The organism is Frankia sp. RB5 (genome assembly GCF_059816245.1).
The window spans coordinates 119155-139378 of the sequence record NZ_JCBATA010000013.1 but is presented as its reverse complement, the minus strand read 5'-3'; the positions used below and the strand labels follow the sequence as shown (position 1 = coordinate 139378).

The window sequence follows — 20224 nt, the reverse complement described above, 5'->3', positions numbered from 1 at the left end:
CCGGCGAGCGCGGCTTCGCGGTCCTGAAAAACTGGCGCGTCTTCAGCCGCTTCCGCGGCTGCCCACGCCGGGTCGGCACATTCACCCAAGCCGTCTTCGTCCTGGAACAGGAAGGAATCTAAAAAAATTAACTTTGAAAATGCTCAGTGGGTGCACACGGGCCGCTGGTCGGGGTCGATGGTGGCCACGTATTCGTCCCAGTAGGACAGCTTCCATGCGTCGCGGGCGGCGTCGCGGGATTCGAGGTAGTCGCGCTGGGAGTCGATGTCGCAGCGTAGCCAGACCACGGCGATCGCCGCGCCGGCCTTCGCGCACCGCTTCTTCATCCGCTCCATCCACGCCGCGTCCGTCAGCTCACGCACGAACGGGGCGGTCACGACCGTGGGCAGGCCCAAGCGCAGGTTGTCGAACGCGGTGTCGAACATCGCCCGGTACTCCAACGGGCGGATCCGGCCGGTGTAGACCTCGCCCTGGCGGTCGTTCGGGTCGGTGTCCATCGACAGCAACAGGGACTCGGTCAGCGGGCGGCTCATCGTGTCCTTGTCGAGCAACGACCAGCCGGTGATCTCGCAGATGAACCGGGCGAACTCCGTCTTCCCCGAGCCCGGGAACCCGGCCACCATCACCAGGACCGGGGAGCCCTCCCGCGGCCGACCCGAACTCCACGCATTGAGGATCTTCGCTTCGAGGTCGATCGGGGGAAGCTCGACCCGGCGGCCTCGGCTGGCAGCGGGGGGTTCGATGCAGGCGAGAAGCTGGCGGATGGAGTCGGTGACCTCGTCGCGGCGGGGCAGCACCGGCGGTGCGCCGAACGCCCCACCCGCCTGTTCCCGAAGGTGGGTGGGCACCCGCAACGTCTCCCGCGGCGGTCGCGGTGCGACGCCTGCGGCTCCGGGGACTTCCCAGGGGCGAGGCGCCAGGCCGACCATGGCGCCGGGGATGCGTAGGCCGTCGGCGATCCGCTCGATGACCTCGACCTCTTCGACCTTCGCCTTGCCGCCGGCGATGCGGCTCACCCGGGACTGACTGAACCCCTCGATCGACGAGGCTATGCGGTCCTGGCTGACGTGATCCCACTTGCGCATGAGCAGGAACGCGGCGCCGAAGTCCCGGCCGCGTAGGGCGTCGGCCATGTCGTCGCGGTGCAGCAGCTCCGAGGAGACGGTGTAGCGCTGCCAGGCGGATTCGGGATCGGCGGTCATTCATCGCTCTTCGGTCGGTGGCAGATCAGGGCAAGCCGCGTAAGCAGATCAGCACGGTGAGCATAGCTGGGCCGATGTCGTCTCGGCATCACAAGTCCGGATCGAGCGGTCAAAGGGCGCCGGACCGGCGCTGAGCTGCCCATAGTGCTGCGGGGACGGCGGCGCTGGAATGCCGTCGCTCCATGCCGTCTCGACATTCCGTGGCTGCCCGGTTCCGGTGAGTCTTGTCCGCAGTCGGCGCCGTCCGTGCCGAGTGTTCCTCCGCGGGCGGCGTCGACACCAGAGCTGGTCACGACATCCGCGCCGATCCGTGGTTGGTCGCCGGGCGACCCTGCGGGCGTCCGACCCGTCGGGATGGGTGGCGTGGGCGAGGAGACGACGAAGGGGACAGCGATAAACGGCAGGCAACGGGCACGCGGGACGGGCACGCCGAGTGCCACGCTGCCGCGCCTTGATCTGTGTGGCGAGGCGGGCAGCGTCAGCGATGCGGCTGCGGATGCCGCGCCTACGCCCGTCCGGGTGAGCTCGACGTGTTCCAGGCGGGACCTGTTCCTGCCGCGAAAGCCGGCCACAGGGAAGACGGCGGGACAGGGGAACACCGCCGACGCGGCGTCCAGGGTGCACCGGATCCGGTGGGCGCTGGTGGTGCGCAGTCCCCGCGGAACCCTGGCGGGCGTGATCGGCTGGTTTCTGTCCGGAACAGAGGCGAGAGAGTACGCACGGGAACAGGGCTATGCGAACGCGCTCGTGCTGCCGGGCCTGTCTGTTGCCGCGGGGACGGCACGGTGAGCGGAGCTCGGGTGGGGCCGCGGACGTGGGAGGTGCCGGCCGAGGACATCCCCCGATTGCTCCATCCCGGCCGCGCCGGGCTGCTCGTCGCCGGACCGTTAGTGGCCCGTGACAGCGGCGGTCACGTGCACACCGACTTCCTACCGGCGCGTGGCGGGAGGCGATTGGTCGGCTGGGCGCTGAGCACCGTGGCCGGTACCGGCGGGGGGACGGTGACGGTGTGGCCGTCGGAGGCGACGGTGATGGAGACCGGGGTGGCGTTCCTGATCGGCCGGTACATCCGCGGGGAGCGGGAGTGGGCCGGTGATCGGGATCTGGCCGTGGTGACGGTCGGCGTGGCCCCCGGGCCGGAAGATCTCGATGTTGCCGTCACACCGGTGCCGCACCGGATGCGGGTGGAGACCGGCGGTCGGACCGTGGACTACACGGCGTGGGAGCTGCTGCCCGGTGCCTAAGATCATGATTTTGGGAAGCCCTCTGCCCTCGCTGAGCGTGCCGGACGTGGACGGACTGCTGATCGCGGAGCCGTCAGGGGCCGGGGAGTCCACGCGGGGCGGGCCGTTGGTGGCTCTCGTGGCCGAGTTCCAGCCCGTCACAGCGCCGTTCCTGGAAGATGCCGCGGTGCGGGCCGCGGTCCTGGGGACCGCCGCGACCGTGGCGATCCACCGGCAGGGAACCCCGTTCGCCAGCACGACCGTGGCGCTGTGTTACGCCCAGGATCTGCCGATCCGACGCGGTCCGATCGGCCAACGCGCTCCCATCGTCGCCGCATCCCGGTTCCAGCATGGGTATCGAGGCCGACCGCATGAGGTGCGGGTGAGCGCCGCCGGGTCCTGGACCGAACACACCGTGTGGGAGCTGACACTCCCCACCTGAGCCGGTGACCGGCCGGAATCGACCGTCCGACCTGTCACCCGGGAGGACCCTGCCCTTCCACCTCCTCCCATCCGGGGGCGGTGGGGTCCTCCCACCCTGAACGTGGCCGGTGATCCGACGGGTCGCACACCGCCGGCCACAGGAAGACCCCGGACCTCTCCCCTCCGACCGAGGTCCGGGGTCTTCGCGTGTGCGCGGACGTCCGCGGTGCCCCGGGGACGGCAGACAACTGCCCATAGGAGTGAGTTTCCCGGCGGCACGTCAGCGTTGGAGCCCGTCGAGGTCGTCCAGGCGGCGAACGAGCGCCCGTAGGTCGTCGCGGATGTCGCGGACGCCTTCGAGGATCTGCCGCCCCAGCGCCGCGGTCTCGTCCACTGCCGCGGGCACTGCCACGTGGTCACCGGTCAGAACACGCACAAGGTGATCGTCGGGCCAGTCGAGAGCCCGGGAGATGGCCGACAGGGTCTTGGTACGCACGCGGCGGGTCGCACCGTGCTGCACCAGCCGCAGCGTGGACACGGCGATGCCGGCCCGGTCGGCGAGCTCCTGTTGCCCGATACGGCGGGCGGTCATCCTGATGTTGATGGCCTGCGCTACGGCCGTCCAATCCTCGCCGTCGGAGTCCCGGCCGGAATCGGGAACGCGGACGGGACCGGAACGATCAGTCATGCACGGCATGCTAGCGAATTCGCATTGCCCGTAGCTGACCTGGTCAATGGCCATATCGACCCGGCATGGCGTGCATAGCTTCATGCCGTCACGGCCTTTTTCGATCCCGACTGCTCATGCACCGCCGATATACCGCTTGAAAAGCGCTCTTCTGGCGGAGCATTCTCGATCCGTACCCAACCGGTGGGGCTGGTCCGGCCGGTGGGGACGATCTCAGGAAGGGGGATCCATGGCGGTACCGAGGCGCATTCCTGCCGCGTTCGACGCAGTGTTCCCGGCGGGAGCCTTCGTGGTCGGCGTCGACCCGGTCAACGACTTCGACAAGGTCAGGGCCGGGGTGGCCGACGCGCAGCAGCGGGACGAGGAGACCGGAGAGCTGGTCTGGCAGGTCAAGGTCATCGACGCGGACCCGGCGGCCCGGACGAACGAGGTGAAGATCCGGATGACGGCGGCGGTACAACCCGTGCCGCCCGACCTGCTGCCGGGTACGCCGTTCCGCCCGGTCGAGTTCGACGGGCTGTCGATCACTCCCTACATCGACCGACGCAACGCCGAACGGCCGAAGATCGCCTACTCGCTGCGGGCTGCCAACATGCGACCCCCGGGCACGATGCCGGGGCGGCGTTCGGGTCCGGCGGCGGCCGCATGACCGGACGCATTCGGCCGGCCATCGACGGTCTGCGCTCCTCGACGCATCACAGTCTTCACGTCGGCGCGGATTGGTCTGTGTCCTGCCACACCTATCCGGACCGGTCGCCGATCCTCGCGGTCCGGCTCGGGCTGACGTCGGTGTCGGTGTCGGCGATGTCGAACGCGGTCACCTCGGATCATGTCGAATTCGCCTATGAACTGATCGCGGCGGTGAACGACTACCTCGTGGAGTGCGAACGCATCCGGTTCGACTCCGACGATGCCGCCGACTCGGCGGATCCGCGGGCCGCGTAGCTCGCACTCGGCCGGTTCGACTGGGCGGCCCGGATACCCGTTTCCGGATTCCGGGCCGCCCGGCCCTCCTCCTTTCGCCTTTCCCGTCCCTGGTTTCGTGCGCTCGAAAAGCGGGTGGTATTGCCATGTCCAGAATCAACGGTGACCAGCGTTTCCCGCGGGTACCAACCCGTACCGAGAAGGTGCGTGTGCCGCTGTGGATGCTGCTACTCGCGGTGGCCGGTAAGGGGCTGGCGCTGGCGGTGCGGGGCTGCTGGCGGCATCGGGTCGCGGTCGCCGCTGCGGTCGGGGTGCTGCTGTTCGTGCACCGCTTCGGCCTGCTCGGGCTGGGGGTGCTGCTCGGCGGCCTGGTGGCGGTCGGGATGGTGTGGTGGCGGGTGCATAGCCGGTCGTTCTGGCCGGTGGCCTGGTGGCTGTGGGGCCGTGCCCGGCTGACCTTCGTCTACCGGTGGCGGTGGAAGCCGGCGATGGTCCACACCGACCTTGCGATCCGCATGCCCGCGTCGACCGGCGACCAGGTGACCTTCGACGAGTACTTCCCCCGGATCCGCTCCATCCGCTCGTCGCGGGCGGTGGACGTGCTGCGGGTGGAACTGCTGCCCGGCCAGACCCCGGCGCAGTGGGCGGAGCAGGCCGAAGCACTGCGGCACGTCTTCCGGGCGCGCCGCTGCCAGGTGCACGCCGAGACGTTCCGGTTCGTGCGGGTCGCCTTCCACCGGCATGACTCGCTGGCCCGCCCGGTTCCCCCGACCGCGCTCGACGACTCCGACGGCGCCGGCCCTGACCCGGCCGGCGCTGCCGGTGACCATCCCCGTTCCACCCGGTCGTCATCGGGGCGGGGTGAGCTGGTGGCGGGCCTGTCGGCGGTGCCGGTGGGCCGCTGCGAGGACGGATCCGCCTGGACGCTGCCCGTGCGCGGTTCGCATGTGCTGATCGCGGGGGCGACGGGGGCGGGCAAGGGCTCGGTGCTGTGGGGGCTGCTGCGCGGCCTGGCACCGGCGGTGGCCGCTGGGCTGGTGGAGCTGTGGGTGTGTGATCCGAAGGGCGGGATGGAACTGGCCTTCGGCCGTCCGCTGTTCACCCGCTTCGCCACCACCACGGACAGCATCGCCGATCTCCTCGACGACGCGGTGAGCCGGATGCAGGACCGTACGGCCGCGCTGGCGGGCAATACCCGCCTGCACCTGCCGACCCGGGAAGAGCCGCTGATCGTCGTCGTGGTCGACGAGATCGCCTCGCTGACCGCCTATGTGACCGATCGGGAGCTGAAGAAGCGGATCGGGGCGGCGCTGCCGCTGCTGCTGTCCCAGGGCCGCGCACCCGGGGTGGTGGTCGTGGCCGCGGTGCAGGACCCGCGTAAGGAGGTGCTGCCGTTCCGGGACCTGTTCCCGGTCCGCGTCGCGCTACGGATGACCGAAACCGACCAAGCCGACCTCGTCCTTGGCAACGGCGCCCGGGAACGCGGTGCCCGCGCCGAGGAGATCCCCCGCGCACTGCCCGGGGTCGGCTACGTGCTGCACGACGGCAACCCCGACCCGATCCGCGTCCGCGCCGCCTACGTGGATGACGTCGAGATCGGCCGGGTCGTCACCCACTACCGGCCCGCATCCGCGGCCGGCGGCTGGACCCCGGACGTGAACAACTACCTCGACGACGGCGACGACTCCGACCCGCTCGACGGCCTCGACCAGGCCGCGTAATCGTGGCGAGTAATGCGGCGGCGAGCAGGACCAGCGGGTCAAATGGTCAGGGGGCGGCGATGCCGAGCAGAGCCCTCAGGTCGCGTCGGCCAGTGCGTCGATACTCGCATCGCTCGCGGCAGCCTCGGCGATGACGGAGGCCACAGACGGTTGCGCAGCGATGTTGACAAGTTCGGGCATCTCCTCTCGCCAGGGAACGCTTTCGTACCCGCGTCCAGGGCTCCGGTAATAGTAATGGCAGGTCATAAGCAGCCCGGTCACCGTTTCCACCACCTCGTCGACGGGCTCGACGACGGTGAATCTGCGGCGGCTGAGCTGAGGGTTGCGGACGGTCATCGAGGCTGCCCCGCCGTAGTGATCTCTCCAGCCGAAGTGGAGGACTCCGACCCCAGTTTGCAGGGCAGCGCCCATACAGAGGCAGCAGGGCTCCACGTTGGTGTACAGAACGTGCTGTTGAAAAGAGCCTCGACAAGGAAGCTGGGCGAGTGCGTTGACCTCGGCGTGCGCGATCCGCGTGTTGGCAAGCTGACCGGGAATCTGGATGTCCTCGTGCCGGGTGCTGCGCGCCCGCCCGACCAGCGTGCCGGAACCGTCCAGGACGACCGCGCCGATCGGGAGGCTTCCGGCTCGATACGCCTCCCACGCCAGGGACATCACCGTTGGCCACGGAAAATCCATCTGTCCAGGATGGCTGATCGTCTGCTCCTCGGGCGGCCATTGCGCAATTCCGACAACCCGACCCCCGTACTATCCGGACTACTCGGCACACCTTGGGACGATACGTGGGGATTCGACCTGAAAAAACATCGGGCGCTGCCGCTGCCGGTCCGTGGTAGGGCTGCGCCCACTACATGACTTGGACCCGACATTTTGGAGGATCCCCCCGGCCGATGATCTCCACTGCCCCTCCTGTCACGGCCATGCCTCTGGTTTCCGCCGATCCGAAGACATTTGACGCGAACGACAGTGAACCGTCGGGTCCCAGGCCGCCGGTCGACCGGCCTGGTTCTCGGGCGGCGCGGATGCGTTCGCCGCTGGCCCGCCACGTCGTCGAGGCGGTCGCGTTGGACAACGGGGTGTGCGTCCGGCCGCTGGCGATGCGCCGGACCAGCCTGGACACCGGCGAAACGCAGATCATCCCCGTTCCCTGCGGCGCCACCCTGGCGAGCAAGTGCCCGCCGTGCGCGGACCGGGCCCGGCGGCTGCGGATGGCGCAGTGCAAGACGGGATGGCATCTCGACGACGAACCCGTTCCCGACCCCGACCCGCCCACGGATGACGCCAAGGCGCTTGCCGTCCTGCGGGCGGACCTGGAGGAAGCGCGTGGTGAGGTCCTGGCGGCCGGCGACACGGTCCAGGTCGGGGAGATCGACGAACTGATCGGCCAGGTCGACCAGGAACTGTCTGACCTCGGTGTCCGCGGGCGGATCGCACCGGAAGACCGGGACCGGCCGCGTCGGGTCCGCTCGACGAAGCGTCGCCAGGATGCCCCCGACCTGCCCCGGCTTCCCGTCGAGCGGCGGACGGTCGGGCGGACGTTCACCGCGCCGGACGGGACGGTGTGGCGGCCGTCGATGTTCCTGACTCTGACCTGCGACTCGTACGGGCGGGTGCGTTCCGACGGCACGCCGGTGGACCCGGGCTCGTACGACTATCGGCGGGCGGCGCGGGACGCGATCCACTTCCCGAAGCTGCTGGACCGGTTCTGGCAGAACCTGCGCCGCGCGGTCGGCTGGGATGTGCAGTACTTCGCCGCACTCGAACCCCAACGCCGGTTGGCCCCCCACCTGCACGCCGCGATCCGCGGCACCGTGCCCCGGGTGATGCTGCGCCTGGTCGCGGCGGCCACCTACCACCAGGTCTGGTGGCCCTCCGCGGACCGGCCGGTCTACGACGATCAGCATCTGCCCGTCTGGGACGACACCACCGGCGGCTACCACGATCCCGACACCGGCGTCCCGCTGCCGTCCTGGGATGCGGCGCTCGACGCGATCGGCGAGGACGACGAACCCGCCCATGTGGTGCGGTTCGGCGCGCAGCTCCGCGCGGACGGGGTGACCGCGAACTCGACGAACACCGGCCGAATGATCGGCTACCTGACCAAATACCTGACGAAGAGCCTCGACGCCTGCCACGCCATCGACACCGACCGGCAACGGGCGCACGTCGACCGGCTCGCGGACGCCCTGCGCTACGAACCGTGCTCCCCGACGTGTGCGAACTGGCTGCGCTACGGCATCCAACCCCGCAACCCCCGCCGGGACCTCACCCCCGGCCGGTGCACCGGCAAAGCACACCGGCGCGAAACGTTGGGCTTCGGCGGCCGGCGGGTGCTGGTCTCCCGCCGATGGTCCGGCAAGACCCTCACCGACCACCGCCACGACCGGGTCGACTTCATCCGCCAGCAACTCGCAGCACTCGGCGCCACCGGCACCGGCCCGGCCGCACCCGAAGACGATCCGGCCCGTCTCGCCTGGACCCTGCTACGCCCCGGCGACCCGGCCGCACCCCGCCGCGAACACCTGATGTTGCACGCCATCGCCCAACGCCACGCCTGGCGCGCACAGCTCGGACAGGACACCGGAGCAGGAGGCAGGGCAGGCACCGGCCAGGGTTCGGCAACCGGGCCACCGCTGGCCGACGCGGCCTGAGCATCCCCCGCCCCGGCAAGCCTGGAGAGCCCCCGTGACCAAGCTCCTGCTCACCCCGACCGAGGCCGCCGACCTGCTCGGCGTCAGCCGCAGCACCATCTACGACCTGCTCAACAGCGGCGACCTCGAATCCGTCCACATCGGCCGCGCCCGACGCATCCCGTCGGCCTCACTGCACGCCTTCGTCAACCGGCTCCGCGGCCTCGACGACGGACAGGCCGCATGACCGCCCTCACGGCCCGCCGGACGGCGGGGGGTCGGGCCGGTGTTCGGCAATCCACGCTTCGACGTCGTCGGTCCGCCAGATGTGACCGGCGGCCAGGGAGGCATACGGCGCGGGGAACGTCGGGTCTTCCTTCAGAAGCTGGTTCACCCGCGTTCGCCCGACACCAAGCCGGCGGGCGATCTCCGCCGCTCCCATGAGCGGTTGCGTCATACCCGCAATCTACTGGACGACCGTCCAGCGCCACGTGTACCGTGGGCGCCACTGGACGGTCGTCCAGTCACGTTGAGGCGGTTCCGGCCGCGTGCGCCAACACCCGACCGGAACCTTGATCCCTTCCTGCTCGAACAGGAGAGAGACCCATGCCCATCTTCCCGTCCGACACCCCGGACCCCCGCCAGACCCCCGGCGCAGACGTGCCGCTGATCGTGGCCAGCATCGTCCGACCCGGCGTGTACGCGCTGACGGTTCGCCCTGGTGCTGATGCCCGCGAGATCGCCGAGGTCCTCGCCCGACTGCCGGTCGACGCCTTCCTGACCGAGCACTTCGGCGACATCGACCTCACCATGATCTTCCGTGCGGTGCCCGGCGGTCCGGACTCCGAGCCCACCGGGGGCATCACCCCGACGGCACCGGCGGCGGCGAGCGGAACCCGCCCGTAGCGGACCCCCTGCCCCACCCATTTTTCTTCCGTTCTCTGGTAGCGCCTGAAGCTGTCGGGGCGGTGGACGGGTCCAGGGTCGGCCGAAGGCCGATCGCGTAGCGACGCGCAGCGCCCTGGACGCGGCCGGCGACCCGACAGACCATCCCAGCGCCAGAGAACGGAAACCCCACCCGCGCCGGACAACGCCACCCGCGACCCGCGCGCCCGTTCTTTCGGCAAGGAGCCAAACCCGCCATGCCCACCAACACCCCACGACGGGTGAGCCTCGTACAGGCGCTGAACGACCACCTCGACCGCGCCAACCGCGGCCAGGGACGCGCCTACCCGCAGACCGACGGAGAGACCAAGTTCGCCTGCGACATGGAAGACAGCCCCTACGGCTGCCCCTGGTGCGACGCCGTCGAATGGCCCGACGGCAACCCCCTGGACGTGGCCTGATGGCCGAGGGAAAGGGCAGCAGACGCGGCAACGGCGAAGGCTCGATCTACCGGTACCGCAACAGTTGGGCCGGTCAGGTCAGCATGCCTGACGGCACCCGCCCGACGTTCTACGGCAAGACGAAGGACGACGTCCGAGGGAAGATCACTGCCGCGCTCCGGGCGGTGCAGGACGGGGTGCCACTCGTCACGACACGCATGACGGTGGCTGCCTACCTCGATCAGTGGGTGACCGTCGTTCTGCCCTCCCGCGTGGTCGCTGGAACGCTCGCCGAGTCCACGGCCGAGTCGTATGCCGATCAGGTCCGGCTGCACATCACGCCGATCCTCGGTCGTCACGAGCTGCGCAAGCTGTCCACCGCGCACGTCCGCCAGTGGATGACACGCAAGCTCACCGAGCCGTCGTCCGCGGGTCTGGCGCAGCGCGCGGCCTGGGAGGCTGAGGCGGCCCGCAAGGCGGCGGAGCGCGAGAAGGCAGACCAGTCCCGCCCGGCTCGACGTTCGGCGGCGCCGAAGAAGCCGGCCGCTCGACCCGAGCCCAAGCCGATCAAGCCGCTGTCGGCCCGGTCGGTGCGCTACCTGCTGGTGATCCTCACCGCGGCGTTGAATGACGCGGTCCGGGAGGAACTGCTGACCCGGAACGTCGCCGCTCTCGTTCAGCCGCCGAGGAAGGCCGATGCGCCGATACGGGCGCTCACCGAGGAAGAAGCCCGTCGGGTTGTCGCGGTCGCGCTCGTGGACCGGATGTCCGCGCTGTGGCTGGTGCTGCTGGCGCTCGGGCTGCGCAAGGGAGAGGCGCTCGCACTGCGCTGGGATGCCCTCGACCTCGATGCGGGCACGGTCGCCGTGGTGCGTAAGCAGCGGCGTCGCAAGGCGGGAATGGATCCGGAGACCGGCCGGCAGCGCTGGGAACTCGTCGAGGAGGATGACCTGAAGACGAGGGGTTCAAAGGCGGTTCTCGCACTGCCCGACATGGTCGTCACGATGCTCCGCGAGCACCGGCGGCGGCAGGACGACGCGAAAGCCGACCTCAACGCCAAGGCAGAACAGGCAGAAAAGGACCTGGCGGCCATGGCCGAGCAGAACATCCCCGACGGGGAGTCCGGGACTCCGGCGGACCTGAAGGTCATCCGGTGGGAAGACCCCGGACTGGTGTTCACTACCGCGCTCGGGCGGAAGGTCGACCCGCGCAACGTCAACCGGTGGTGGGACGCGGTGTGTGAGCGGGCTGAGGTGCGGCACACGCGCGTGCACGACCTCCGCCACACGGCGGCGACGATGCTGTTCCGGGCCGGCGTCGACCTGAACGAGATTCGCGCGCTGCTGCGGCACACCCGGCTGGCCACGACGGCGGACATCTACATCGACGTTCTGGCGGACGTCCGGCGGGGGACGGCCCGCAGCATGGACGACATCCTCACCCGGCTCCGGAACCCGGCCACCGCTACGGAGAGTGAGGCAGACGAGGGTGCCGCCTGAGTCGTCCTGCAGTACCGTCCGCCAATTGCAGTACTAACTGCAGTACTTGCGGCCCGGGAAGCGGCAGAGCCCCGCACCTTGGATGGGGGTGCGGGGCTCCGGCCTGTCTCAACCTTGCGTGCGCTCGGAGGGAATCGAACCCCCAACCTTCTGATCCGTAGTCAGATGCTCTGTCCGTTGAGCTACGAGCGCGTACCCGCCACCGTGGTGGCCGGCGTCGCCAGCTTACAACACGGCCGGACCGACCCGGCCGGGGCAGGGGTGCCGGCACACATGTAGTTCGTCCGATGCGTGGGGTGAGTGTGGGAGGAGAGGGGTTCGACGTCGCAGGGATCACGGACCCAGCCGGATGAGGCGGGCCAGGGCGTCCACGGCGTAGCCGGCATCCGTCACGGGTCGTGGATCACGCAGGTCGGCGAGACAGGTGGCCACGTCCGTCAGCGTCCAGTGCCGTTCCTCGATCAGGCCGACCAGCAGGTGGTAGTAGGTGCGGGCGTCGCCGCGCAGCGTCCGCAGGATGCGGTCCCGTCGACCCCACGGGACCGCCATCCCGTCGGTCGCGCCCACACCGGCCGTGGAGCCGAAGGCGAGGCGGACCCGGTTGGACCCGTCCTGCCCGCACCAGGTACTGGCGACCAGTCGAGCCCGCTGGCCATATGGCAACAGCGACGCGATCGCCTCCAGGTAGCGCAGCTGGTTCGCCGTCCGCTCCCACGGTTCGCCTGCCGGCGCGCCGTACACCCTGACCGGATGTGCGAGGAGGGCGGCCGCCGTGGCCGCCGCGGTGCGCACGTCGACCCCGAGCTCGGCCAACGCGATCTGGACGTCGTCAGGGCGGAAGGCCGCCACGTCGATCTCGATCGGCTCGGCGTCGTCCGGGTGACTGTCGGGATCGAGCCGCAGCGCCGCGTCGTACAGGCCGGTGTACGAGACGGGCGCGGCACGTAGGCTGGCGAACGGGACGCAGAGGAACCCGGTCGTCATGACCGGCCGACCATCACCCTCGTGGATCTCGTCGTCCGGCTGGCGCCAGGAGCGGACGGCGAGGCCGAGCATCGTGTCCCCGGCACGCGGTGCGTAGCAGACCGTGGCCCATGGCAGGGATGCGCCGCCATGCTCGACCGATGCGTGGGTCGGCGGTGAGCCGGGGGTGAATCGCCGCAGAATCTGCGTGTACTGAGGTCCGGTGAAGTAGCCGCCGCACTGCCGCACGACCTCACCGTCGCTTCTCGGCCCGCCTGTGGTCACCGCCCAGCCCGCTGGAAGACGGACGGTGCGGGAATCGCCGACGATGATGTGCCCCCCCGACACGGCACCACGCAGCCCGCGGAACCAGGTGCGATCTCGACCACCGGCGGCCGCTGCTCAGGACAGTGATGGCCGTTCGAGTTGGACACATCGCGCCACTCTTCCGCATGCCGGGCGCAACCGAATCGTTGCAGTATGAAGTCATCGGGCGTGCCGGTCAAGAGTCACACCGGCCGTCCCGCGCTGATGGAGACAACGGCGGGCCGCGTACTCGCGGGACCGACAACGACAGGAGGACAGCAGCCGAATTCGCGCGTTCACGGCGTGGGGACGTCCGCGTACCATCAGCGAGGAACGTCCGGCCGTCGCATGTCGCGGCGACGGTGGTGCGGGCATGGGACAAAGATTCTTCGCGAGCCCAGAAGCTCGCGGCCTGAATTCCGGGGGAATGGTGACGGATCGGCTGACCATCGAGGAAGTGCGCATGCTCGCGCAGGCATTCGCCCGGCCGGCCAGCGCCACCTCCCTGCTGGAGCGCGCGGGGCTGCGCCGTTCCCAGCATCCCGGCTGGTCGGAGCGCACCTCGCTGGAGTTCTGGGAGGAGGTCAACCACAACCTGGGCCTCGGCGCGCTTCCGGACGGCCGGCATGTCATACTCGCCGCCGCGCTGCGGGATTTCCCCGAAAACCCGGTCTTTCGCGCGGGCGTTGTCCGGCCACCGTCGACGAAGCCGGAAACGGCACCTGAGATGGGGGTGTCCGGCGACCATGCGACGGCGTGTCAGGCTGGAGCGGAGGGGGTGCTGGTCGCGCTCGATCCGGTGCTGCGGGGCCCCGCCGGCACGTTGGTGCCAGCCGGCTGGCACGGCCTGGGTGACCTGATCGATCAGGCCGCGCGTTCCAGCGGGCTCTCGGAGCACGCCCTCGCCCCGCACGACCGAGGCCCCCGCCTGCTCACGACGATCACCGGTGATATCCCGGCAGCCTCCGTCGCTGCCCTGGTCCGTGCGCTGAGCACCGCGATCAGCGCCCACAACGCGAACGGCGCGGCCCACCGCGTCCGGCTCCGGATGGCTCTGCATCGAGGTCGCCTCGGCGGCGGGAGACCGGCGGCCGAGGCGGCGGCGGCGGTGATGTACCGGCTTGTCGACGCGCCCTCGCTCAGTCGCCTGCTCGACGACGAGCCGGCAGCGGACGTCGTGCTGATCGTCTCGTCCGCGCTCACCGGAGCACCGACACCCGCGTCCGAGCTCGCCGATCTCCTCCAGATCGTTCCCCAGCCGGTGACCGTCGACATCCCAGCCATGCGCCTCACAACCTGGATCGGCGCCTTTCGTTCCCCTGACGGGCGCACAGCGGCGCATTCCGGGAACGCGTTCATTCCGCCATTCGGGTCCATGTCCGCCACGCCGGAGCGGCGTGTGGCGCCCGAGCCGTCCGCGGCCGTGCTACCGGACGGGCAGGGCTGGGATTTCGTCATCTCGGCGGCGGACAGGGACGGTGGGTGGAGCGAATGGCTCGCCTGGGATCTCGTGACCCGCGACTATCTGGTCCATCTGCAGGCGTGGAACGTCGTCCCCGGTCATCACGAGGGTGCTCAGCTCCACGCGGCGATCAGCCATGCCCGGCGCATGCTGGTGGTGCTTTCCCCGGCCTATCTGCGCTCCCCGCGGGTGCTGGCCGAGTGGACGGCCGTGTGGGCCGACGACCCGAACGGGATGAAGCGGCAGCTGGTGCCGGTCCGGGTCGAGGACTGTGAGCCGAACGGCCTGCTGCGCGGCATTGCCTACATCGACCTTGTCGGCCTGACGAACGACGCCGCGAAGGCGGCGTTCCGCCGGGGAATCGACGCCTCGATCCGCGGCTGGTACCGACCGCGGACCGCGCCGCCCTTCCCAGGCCCAAGCCCAAGCCCAAGCCCGTGACCGGGACCGGGACCGGGACCGGGACCGGGACAACCGGGGCTGGTATGGGCGGCCGGGGCTATGGCGACGGCCGCTCGTCGGGGGGTGGGGTCGTCTCGCCGAGGTAACTCGCCTCGACAAGGTCGGGGCGGGCGGCGAGATCGGCTGCGGATGCGCTCAGCGCGATCCGCCCGCGGTCGAGCACGTAGCCGCGGTCGGCGACGCGCAGCGCGATGGCGGCGAACTGCTCGACGAGCAGCACCCCGGTCGACGTCTCGGCGGCGATCCCGCGCAGCAGGTTCAGCAGGCGCGGCGCCACGCCCGGGGCGAGGCCGAAGGACAGCTCGTCGACGAGCAGCAGCCGCGGCCGGCGGACGAGCGCCACCGCGAGGGCGAGCCGCTGGCGTTCACCGCCGGACAACTCCCCCGCCGTCCGGTCGAGCAGGTCGCGCAGCGGCGGGAACCAGCCCAGCACCTGGTCGATCTCGTCCCGGCTGCGCCGGCCGGCGGCCAGGCTCAGGTTCTCCCGGACGGTCAGCCGGGCGAGCGCCCCACGCCCCTGCGGGACGACGGCCAGCCCGCGGCGGGCCAGCGCGCTCGGCCCCGCCCGGCGCGACCGTTCCCCGAGCAGCGTGACCTTGCCGGCGGTGACCGGCAGCTGCCCGGCCGCCGTGCGGATCAGCGTCGTCTTGCCGGCGCCGTTCGCTCCGAGCAGCGCGACGATCTCCCCGGCGCGGACGGTCAGCGAGACCTCCCGCAACACCGGCCCCTCGTGATAGCCGCTGGTCACCCGATCGAGGACCAGCAGCTCGGCGCCCGCCCCCGTGCTCTGTGTCGTCTGTTCCCCGCTGGCCGGACGAGGGACCCGGATCTCCGCCTGCGCCCTCACCGGTCGAGCCGCCCCGCCCGTGCCCTTCACCGGCACATCGCTCTGCGTGGGCGCGGTGCCGTCCGCTGGTTCGCCGAGGTAAGCCGCGCGGACGGCGGGGTCGGCCCGGACCTGCGCGGGCCGGCCGCGCGCGACGATCCGGCCGGAGTCCAGGACGAGCACCTGGTCGCAGACGTCGAAGACGAGCCGCACGTCGTGGTCGACCAGCAGGACGGCCACACCGCGCCCGGCGATCTGCCGGATCCGCCCGGCAAGCCCGTGCCGGTCGGCGGGGTCGAGGCCGGCGGCCGGCTCGTCGAGCAGCAGGACCTTCGGGGTGCCGCTGAGGGCCCGGCCGAGCGCGACCGCGGCCCGCTCGTCGTGGGTGAGCGTCGCGGGCAGGCGACGGGCGACGGGCTCCAGCCCCCACTTCTCCGCGTCCGCGCTGCCGGCCCGGACGGGAACGGCGCCATGGCGCCCACCGCGCCGGCGCGGGCCCGCGCCCCCCACGGTGGCCGTCGTCCCCTGGCCCGTTGCGGCGCCGGACCCCGGCGCGGCGAGATGACCCGGAGCGCGCGCGGGGCGGGCGACGACAGCGAGGTTCTCCGCGACGTCCAGGCTGTCGAACAGCTCCAGCCCCTGGAAGGTCCGGGCGAGGCCGTGGCGCTGGCGGGCGTGCGCCGGCAGGTCCGCCAGGGAGACGCCGTCCAGGCTGACACTGCCGGCGAAGATCGTCGCGAAGCCGGTGAGGGCGTCGATCAGCGTGGTCTTGCCGGCGCCGTTCGGCCCGATCAGGCCGGTGACGGTGCCCGCGGCCAGGGTGAACGAGACGTCCTCGACGATGCGGGTGCGGCCCTGGCCGGCGCTGAGCATGTCCACGGACAGCACCACCGTCACGACACACCACCGGGGTTGACCGCGGACGGGGCCAGCCGGGGCTGGGCGCCCTGTACCGGGGGTGGGCCGCCGGTCTCCCCCGGGCTTCCCTCGTCGCCGCGATCACCGCCGTCGCCGCCACCGCCGTCCGCGTCCGCGGCACCGGGGCCCTGCGGGCTGCGGTGGCTGTCGGGGCCCCGCGGTGGGCCGAACGGCAGGCGGCGCGCGGCCCCGGGCCCGCCGGCGGAGCGGTGCACGAGCCCGGCGGGGCGCAGGACGGCGAGCACGACCACCGCGAGCCCGCACAGCACCTGCTGGTACTCCCCCAGCCCCGCGACCCGGTCGAGCAGGGTGAAGGCCAGTCCACCGGGGACGAGCAGACCGGCCACCAGCGCGCCGCCGACACTTGTCACGCCGCCGACGGCCGCGATGGCCAGGAAGAACAGCGATGCCGTGACGCCGAACGAGTCGAACGACAGCCGTCCCTGGCCGTAGCCGATGAGGCAGCCGCCGAGGCCGGCGATCGCGGCGGACAGGGTGAATGCCAGCACCCGGGTGCGGCGCACGTCGATCCCGGCCGCGGCGGCCGCCCGCTCGTTGGCCCGCACGGCGAGCATCCGCCGGCCGAGACCGGCGGTGCGCAGCCGGGCGACGCCGTAGCCGCACGCGGCGAACAGGACGAGCGACAGCAGGCCGTACTGCACCCGCGGGAAGCCGGGCCCGGCGAGGCCCAGGTCCAGTCCGAAGATCTTCGGACTGGGCACGGACGACCCTTTCAGGCCACCGGTGACCAGCGGATTGCCGAACACGGCCTCCTGGATCGCCACACCACCAACGAGGGTGATCACCGCCAGGTCGAGCCCGCGCAGCCGGCGCGCGACCATGCCGAGGAACAGCCCGGCCCCCGCGGCGGCCGCGATCGCGATCAGCGGGGCGACCGGGAACGGCACCCCGAGCTCGCCCTCCAGTCGGGCCAGCAGGAAGCCGGCGACGCCGGCGATCGTCATCTGCGCCAGCGAGAGCTGCCCGACGTAGCCGGTGAGCACGACGAACGACAGGCACACCACCGCGCCGGCGAGGCTGCGCTCCAGGCCGAGCCGGTAGGCGCCGGTCAGCGCGAACAGCGCCACGACCCCGATCGGCACCCCGATGAGCAGGCCGACGAGCGGGCGCCGCGCCGGCACGACCACCGGCAGTGGCGCGGTCACGACGGCGCTGGCCGTGCGGCCGGGGATCAGCGCGCCGCGCCGGCCGGCCACGGCGAGGACCAGGATCATCGGCAGCAGCGCGCGCAGGCCGGGCTGGTTGAGCCAGCTCACGTCCTGCTGCACGGGCAGCAGCACCGCCTGGGCGACGCCGATGCCGAGCGCGCCGAGCACGGTCAGGCCGAACGACGACAGCCCACCGAGCAGCGCGGCGGCCAGCGCCGGCACGACGAACAACGAGTAACTCGTCGGGTTGAGCGCACTGATCGGGGCGACGAGGATGCCCGCGAGCGCGGCGAGCACGGCGGCGAGCATCCAGTTCGCCGCGGCGATCCAGCCCGGGCGCCGGCCGATCAGCGCCGTCGTCTCCTCGTCGTCCGCGACGGCCCGGCTGGCCAGGCCGAACGTCGTCCACCGCGACATCGCCCACAGCGCCGCGGCGGCGACGATCACGATCCCGGCGAGCAGCAGCCGGTCGCTGGAGACGGTCGCGCCGAACACGTGCACGGCCTTCTGCGGCAGGACGGGCTGCAGGAAGCGGTTGTCCGAACCGAACTGGATGACGGCCACGGACTGCAGGGCGATCGTGAGCCCGACGGCGGCGACCACCGTCATCATCGGCTGCGCCCGCCGCAGCGGCCGGAACACCACCAGGTAGGCCACCAACGACAGCAGCGCGGCCATCACAAGCGATACCGACAAAGCCAGCCCGAACGTGGGGGTGTCGGTCAGATGAATTCGAGGTGGCAGTCCGACGACGGGAAGCACCAGATCGCCGACTTCCCGAAGTTCGGCATACTGATAGGTGGCGAACATGGCGAACGCGCCATGCGCGATGTTGATGACGCCGGACGACCGGTAGGTGAGCACGAGCCCAAGGCCGAGCGCCGCGTACACCGCGCCGGGCCCGAGGCCCAGCAGCATTGCGGCTACATAGGTGGTCACGGTGCTCCCCAGCAGATATACGGCATCGGCGCCGACCGAGGTGCAACACCACGGAAGTGCGGACGCGCTGTCACCGCATCACTCCCGTCCCGCCTGGACGGCGGTCTCACCCAGGAACCGGGTGAGATGGAGTGTAGCTTGACCGCCCGTGAGACAAGCTTCCCGCGTCCTCCTCGCGTTCTCCGTCGCCATCTCCGTCGCCGTGGCCGGCGCCGGATGCACGAGCCAGCGCGGTGGCTCGGCAGGCGGCGCAGCAGCCGACGGTTCCACGGCGAGCCACCTGACCGGGCCGCCGGTGAACCTCGGGTTCGTCACCGTCGAGAACAGCACCCTTGGGTCATATCCCGAGACCCGCCGGGCCGCCCAGGCCGCCGTGGACCACGCGAACGGCGCCCTCGGGGGCGTCGGCGGCCGTCCGCTGCGGTTGATCACCTGCGCCACGGACGGCTCCCCGGAATCGTCGCAGAACTGCGCCAACCGCCTCGTCGCCCAAAAGCCGGTCGCGGTGGTCGGTGGTGTCGACTTCGGTACCCAGGCTGCAATGCCGATATACGAGGCGGCACACATTCCCTACGTCACCGGCTCGCCACAGCTCAGTGGTGAGCTCGATTCGAAGAACGCGTTCGGCCTTTCCGGGGGCTCGGTGGCGGAACTGCTCGGCATCACCAGCTACCTGACCGAGACGAAGCACATACGCAGCGCGCACGCGCTGTACGTGGACCTTCCGGGCCTGCTGACCGCAGCCATCCAGGGCTCCCGGAACATCCTCCGCAAGAAGGGGGTCACCGACGTCAGACTGATCGCGGAGAAGGCGGACGCGGCGGACTTCGCCCCCGCGCTCACCCAGGCCGCGGCCGGCAATCCGGACGCCATCATCGTCGTCTTCCAGGCGGCGGCGTGCGCCCGTATCGTGCAGGCGGCGGCCGCGCTGAACGTCCGCAGCGACATCTATCTCGTCGGCGCCTGCGCCACCCCGGCGGTGCCCCGCGCGGCCGGCGGGAAGACGCAGAACCTCTACTTCGCCTCCAGCTACCTGCCGGTCGGCCCGAGCGGCGGCGACGCGGACGTGGCCGCCTTCCGCAAGGCCGTACCGGACGCGGACCGCACCTCGGCGTCGCAGGGAGCGTTCTCGACGGTGCTCAACCTGCGCACGCTGCTCGCGAAGATGCCCCAGCCAAGCGCCGACGGCCTGCTCACCGCCCTGCGGGCCACCCACGACGAGCCGAACGTGATGGCCCACCCGTACACCTGCGACGGAAAGCAGATCACGATCTTCCCGGCCCTCTGCAACACCGCGGTGCGACTGCTGCGCTGGCAGGACAACGCCTTCACCGACGTCACCGGCACCTGGCAGGACGGGCGGCAGCTCATCTCGCTGATCAACTGACCGGACCGCGATCGGCCGGCCCGCACGACCGGCCGATCGCCGCTCTCGGGCCGCCGGGCGCGCATGGCATGTCGCCGCGCCCGGCGGTCCGACGCGGTCACAGGCGCGGCCCACCCGCCTCACCACCCTCCGCAGCACCCTCTCCGCGCATCCGCGA

20 protein-coding genes and 1 tRNA gene are annotated in these 20224 nt (G+C 71.1%); 13 read left to right on the top strand and 8 right to left on the bottom strand.

Annotated features, from left to right (window positions below):
* Window positions 1-143: 143 nt before the first annotated feature.
* Window positions 144-1202 carry a P-loop nucleotide/nucleoside kinase family protein gene (locus tag AC6EXY_RS09315; protein WP_499816592.1) on the bottom strand — a complete coding sequence of 353 codons (1059 nt, stop codon included), beginning with the start codon at window positions 1200-1202 and terminating at the stop codon, window positions 144-146.
* A 363-nt stretch (window positions 1203-1565) separates the two neighbouring features.
* On the opposite strand from AC6EXY_RS09315, the gene AC6EXY_RS09310 reads away from it, so the two are divergent.
* Genes AC6EXY_RS09310 through AC6EXY_RS09300 form a run of 3 tightly spaced genes read left to right on the top strand, consistent with a single transcriptional unit; the run spans window position 1566 to window position 2867 of the window.
* Window positions 1566-1991 carry a hypothetical protein gene (locus tag AC6EXY_RS09310; RefSeq protein ID WP_499816591.1) on the top strand — a complete coding sequence of 142 codons (426 nt, stop codon included), beginning with the start codon at window positions 1566-1568 and terminating at the stop codon, window positions 1989-1991.
* Entirely contained in the window at window positions 1988-2446 is a 459-nt protein-coding gene (locus AC6EXY_RS09305) for a hypothetical protein (protein ID WP_499816590.1), read from the top strand. Before AC6EXY_RS09310 ends, AC6EXY_RS09305 begins: the two co-directional genes overlap by 4 nt.
* Before the next feature lie 10 nt (window positions 2447-2456).
* Window positions 2457-2867, top strand: coding sequence for a hypothetical protein (locus tag AC6EXY_RS09300; RefSeq protein WP_499816589.1), 411 nt, complete (start codon window positions 2457-2459; stop codon window positions 2865-2867).
* A 261-nt stretch (window positions 2868-3128) separates the two neighbouring features.
* On the opposite strand, the gene AC6EXY_RS09295 is transcribed toward AC6EXY_RS09300, so the two are convergent.
* Complete coding sequence (locus tag AC6EXY_RS09295) at window positions 3129-3536, bottom strand: helix-turn-helix domain-containing protein (RefSeq protein WP_499816588.1); 408 nt, start codon at window positions 3534-3536, stop codon at window positions 3129-3131.
* Between the two features lie 229 nt (window positions 3537-3765).
* Here AC6EXY_RS09295 and AC6EXY_RS09290 point away from each other — a divergent pair, with 229 nt between their 5' ends.
* The 3 genes from AC6EXY_RS09290 to AC6EXY_RS09280 all read left to right on the top strand — a co-directional run bounded on the left by AC6EXY_RS09290 (window position 3766) and on the right by AC6EXY_RS09280 (window position 6181).
* Window positions 3766-4185: a plasmid replication, integration and excision activator gene (locus AC6EXY_RS09290; protein WP_499816587.1), complete on the top strand. Its 420-nt coding sequence runs from the start codon at window positions 3766-3768 to the stop codon at window positions 4183-4185.
* A 77-nt stretch (window positions 4186-4262) separates the two neighbouring features.
* Entirely contained in the window at window positions 4263-4481 is a 219-nt protein-coding gene (locus tag AC6EXY_RS09285; protein WP_499842323.1) for a hypothetical protein, read from the top strand.
* A gap of 125 nt (window positions 4482-4606) precedes the next feature.
* Window positions 4607-6181, top strand: coding sequence for an FtsK/SpoIIIE domain-containing protein (locus AC6EXY_RS09280; RefSeq protein ID WP_499816585.1), 1575 nt, complete (start codon window positions 4607-4609; stop codon window positions 6179-6181).
* A gap of 75 nt (window positions 6182-6256) precedes the next feature.
* On the opposite strand, the gene AC6EXY_RS09275 is transcribed toward AC6EXY_RS09280, so the two are convergent.
* Window positions 6257-6835: a nucleoside deaminase gene (locus tag AC6EXY_RS09275; protein ID WP_499842324.1), complete on the bottom strand. Its 579-nt coding sequence runs from the start codon at window positions 6833-6835 to the stop codon at window positions 6257-6259.
* Between the two features lie 368 nt (window positions 6836-7203).
* Between AC6EXY_RS09275 and AC6EXY_RS09270 the strand changes: the two genes are divergently transcribed.
* Window positions 7204-8832 carry a replication initiator gene (locus AC6EXY_RS09270; protein WP_499816583.1) on the top strand — a complete coding sequence of 543 codons (1629 nt, stop codon included), beginning with the start codon at window positions 7204-7206 and terminating at the stop codon, window positions 8830-8832.
* Window positions 8833-8866: 34 nt separating this feature from the next.
* Window positions 8867-9058: a helix-turn-helix domain-containing protein gene (locus tag AC6EXY_RS09265; RefSeq protein ID WP_044888109.1), complete on the top strand. Its 192-nt coding sequence runs from the start codon at window positions 8867-8869 to the stop codon at window positions 9056-9058.
* 6 nt (window positions 9059-9064) lie between these two features.
* Here AC6EXY_RS09265 and AC6EXY_RS09260 read toward each other — a convergent pair whose 3' ends face one another.
* A complete protein-coding gene (locus AC6EXY_RS09260; protein WP_261563365.1) occupies window positions 9065-9268 on the bottom strand; it encodes a helix-turn-helix transcriptional regulator in 204 nt (67 codons plus the stop codon).
* 149 nt (window positions 9269-9417) lie between these two features.
* Here AC6EXY_RS09260 and AC6EXY_RS09255 point away from each other — a divergent pair, with 149 nt between their 5' ends.
* The 3 genes from AC6EXY_RS09255 to AC6EXY_RS09245 all read left to right on the top strand — a co-directional run bounded on the left by AC6EXY_RS09255 (window position 9418) and on the right by AC6EXY_RS09245 (window position 11635).
* Window positions 9418-9717 carry a hypothetical protein gene (locus AC6EXY_RS09255; protein WP_499816582.1) on the top strand — a complete coding sequence of 100 codons (300 nt, stop codon included), beginning with the start codon at window positions 9418-9420 and terminating at the stop codon, window positions 9715-9717.
* Window positions 9718-9953: 236 nt separating this feature from the next.
* Window positions 9954-10157, top strand: coding sequence for a hypothetical protein (locus AC6EXY_RS09250; protein ID WP_499816581.1), 204 nt, complete (start codon window positions 9954-9956; stop codon window positions 10155-10157).
* Window positions 10157-11635, top strand: coding sequence for a tyrosine-type recombinase/integrase (locus AC6EXY_RS09245; RefSeq protein WP_499816580.1), 1479 nt, complete (start codon window positions 10157-10159; stop codon window positions 11633-11635). Before AC6EXY_RS09250 ends, AC6EXY_RS09245 begins: the two co-directional genes overlap by 1 nt.
* A 119-nt stretch (window positions 11636-11754) precedes the next feature.
* On the opposite strand, the gene AC6EXY_RS09240 is transcribed toward AC6EXY_RS09245, so the two are convergent.
* Window positions 11755-11827, bottom strand: a tRNA-Arg gene (locus AC6EXY_RS09240).
* 141 nt (window positions 11828-11968) lie between these two features.
* A complete protein-coding gene (locus AC6EXY_RS09235) occupies window positions 11969-12847 on the bottom strand; it encodes a hypothetical protein (protein WP_165818247.1) in 879 nt (292 codons plus the stop codon).
* Between the two features lie 430 nt (window positions 12848-13277).
* Here AC6EXY_RS09235 and AC6EXY_RS09230 point away from each other — a divergent pair, with 430 nt between their 5' ends.
* Complete coding sequence (locus AC6EXY_RS09230) at window positions 13278-14807, top strand: toll/interleukin-1 receptor domain-containing protein (protein WP_101830554.1); 1530 nt, start codon at window positions 13278-13280, stop codon at window positions 14805-14807.
* A gap of 58 nt (window positions 14808-14865) precedes the next feature.
* Here the strand turns inward: AC6EXY_RS09230 and AC6EXY_RS09225 are convergent, their stop codons facing one another.
* Window positions 14866-16551 (bottom strand): ATP-binding cassette domain-containing protein, encoded by a 1686-nt coding sequence (locus AC6EXY_RS09225; RefSeq protein ID WP_243407244.1) that lies wholly within the window; start codon window positions 16549-16551, stop codon window positions 14866-14868.
* Window positions 16548-18680, bottom strand: coding sequence for a branched-chain amino acid ABC transporter permease (locus AC6EXY_RS09220; protein ID WP_101830555.1), 2133 nt, complete (start codon window positions 18678-18680; stop codon window positions 16548-16550). The genes AC6EXY_RS09225 and AC6EXY_RS09220 overlap by 4 nt, the downstream gene beginning before the upstream one ends.
* Before the next feature lie 148 nt (window positions 18681-18828).
* Between AC6EXY_RS09220 and AC6EXY_RS09215 the strand changes: the two genes are divergently transcribed.
* Window positions 18829-20067, top strand: a complete 1239-nt coding sequence (locus AC6EXY_RS09215; protein ID WP_101830556.1) for an ABC transporter substrate-binding protein — start codon at window positions 18829-18831, stop codon at window positions 20065-20067.
* The last annotated feature ends 157 nt before the right edge of the window (window positions 20068-20224 follow it).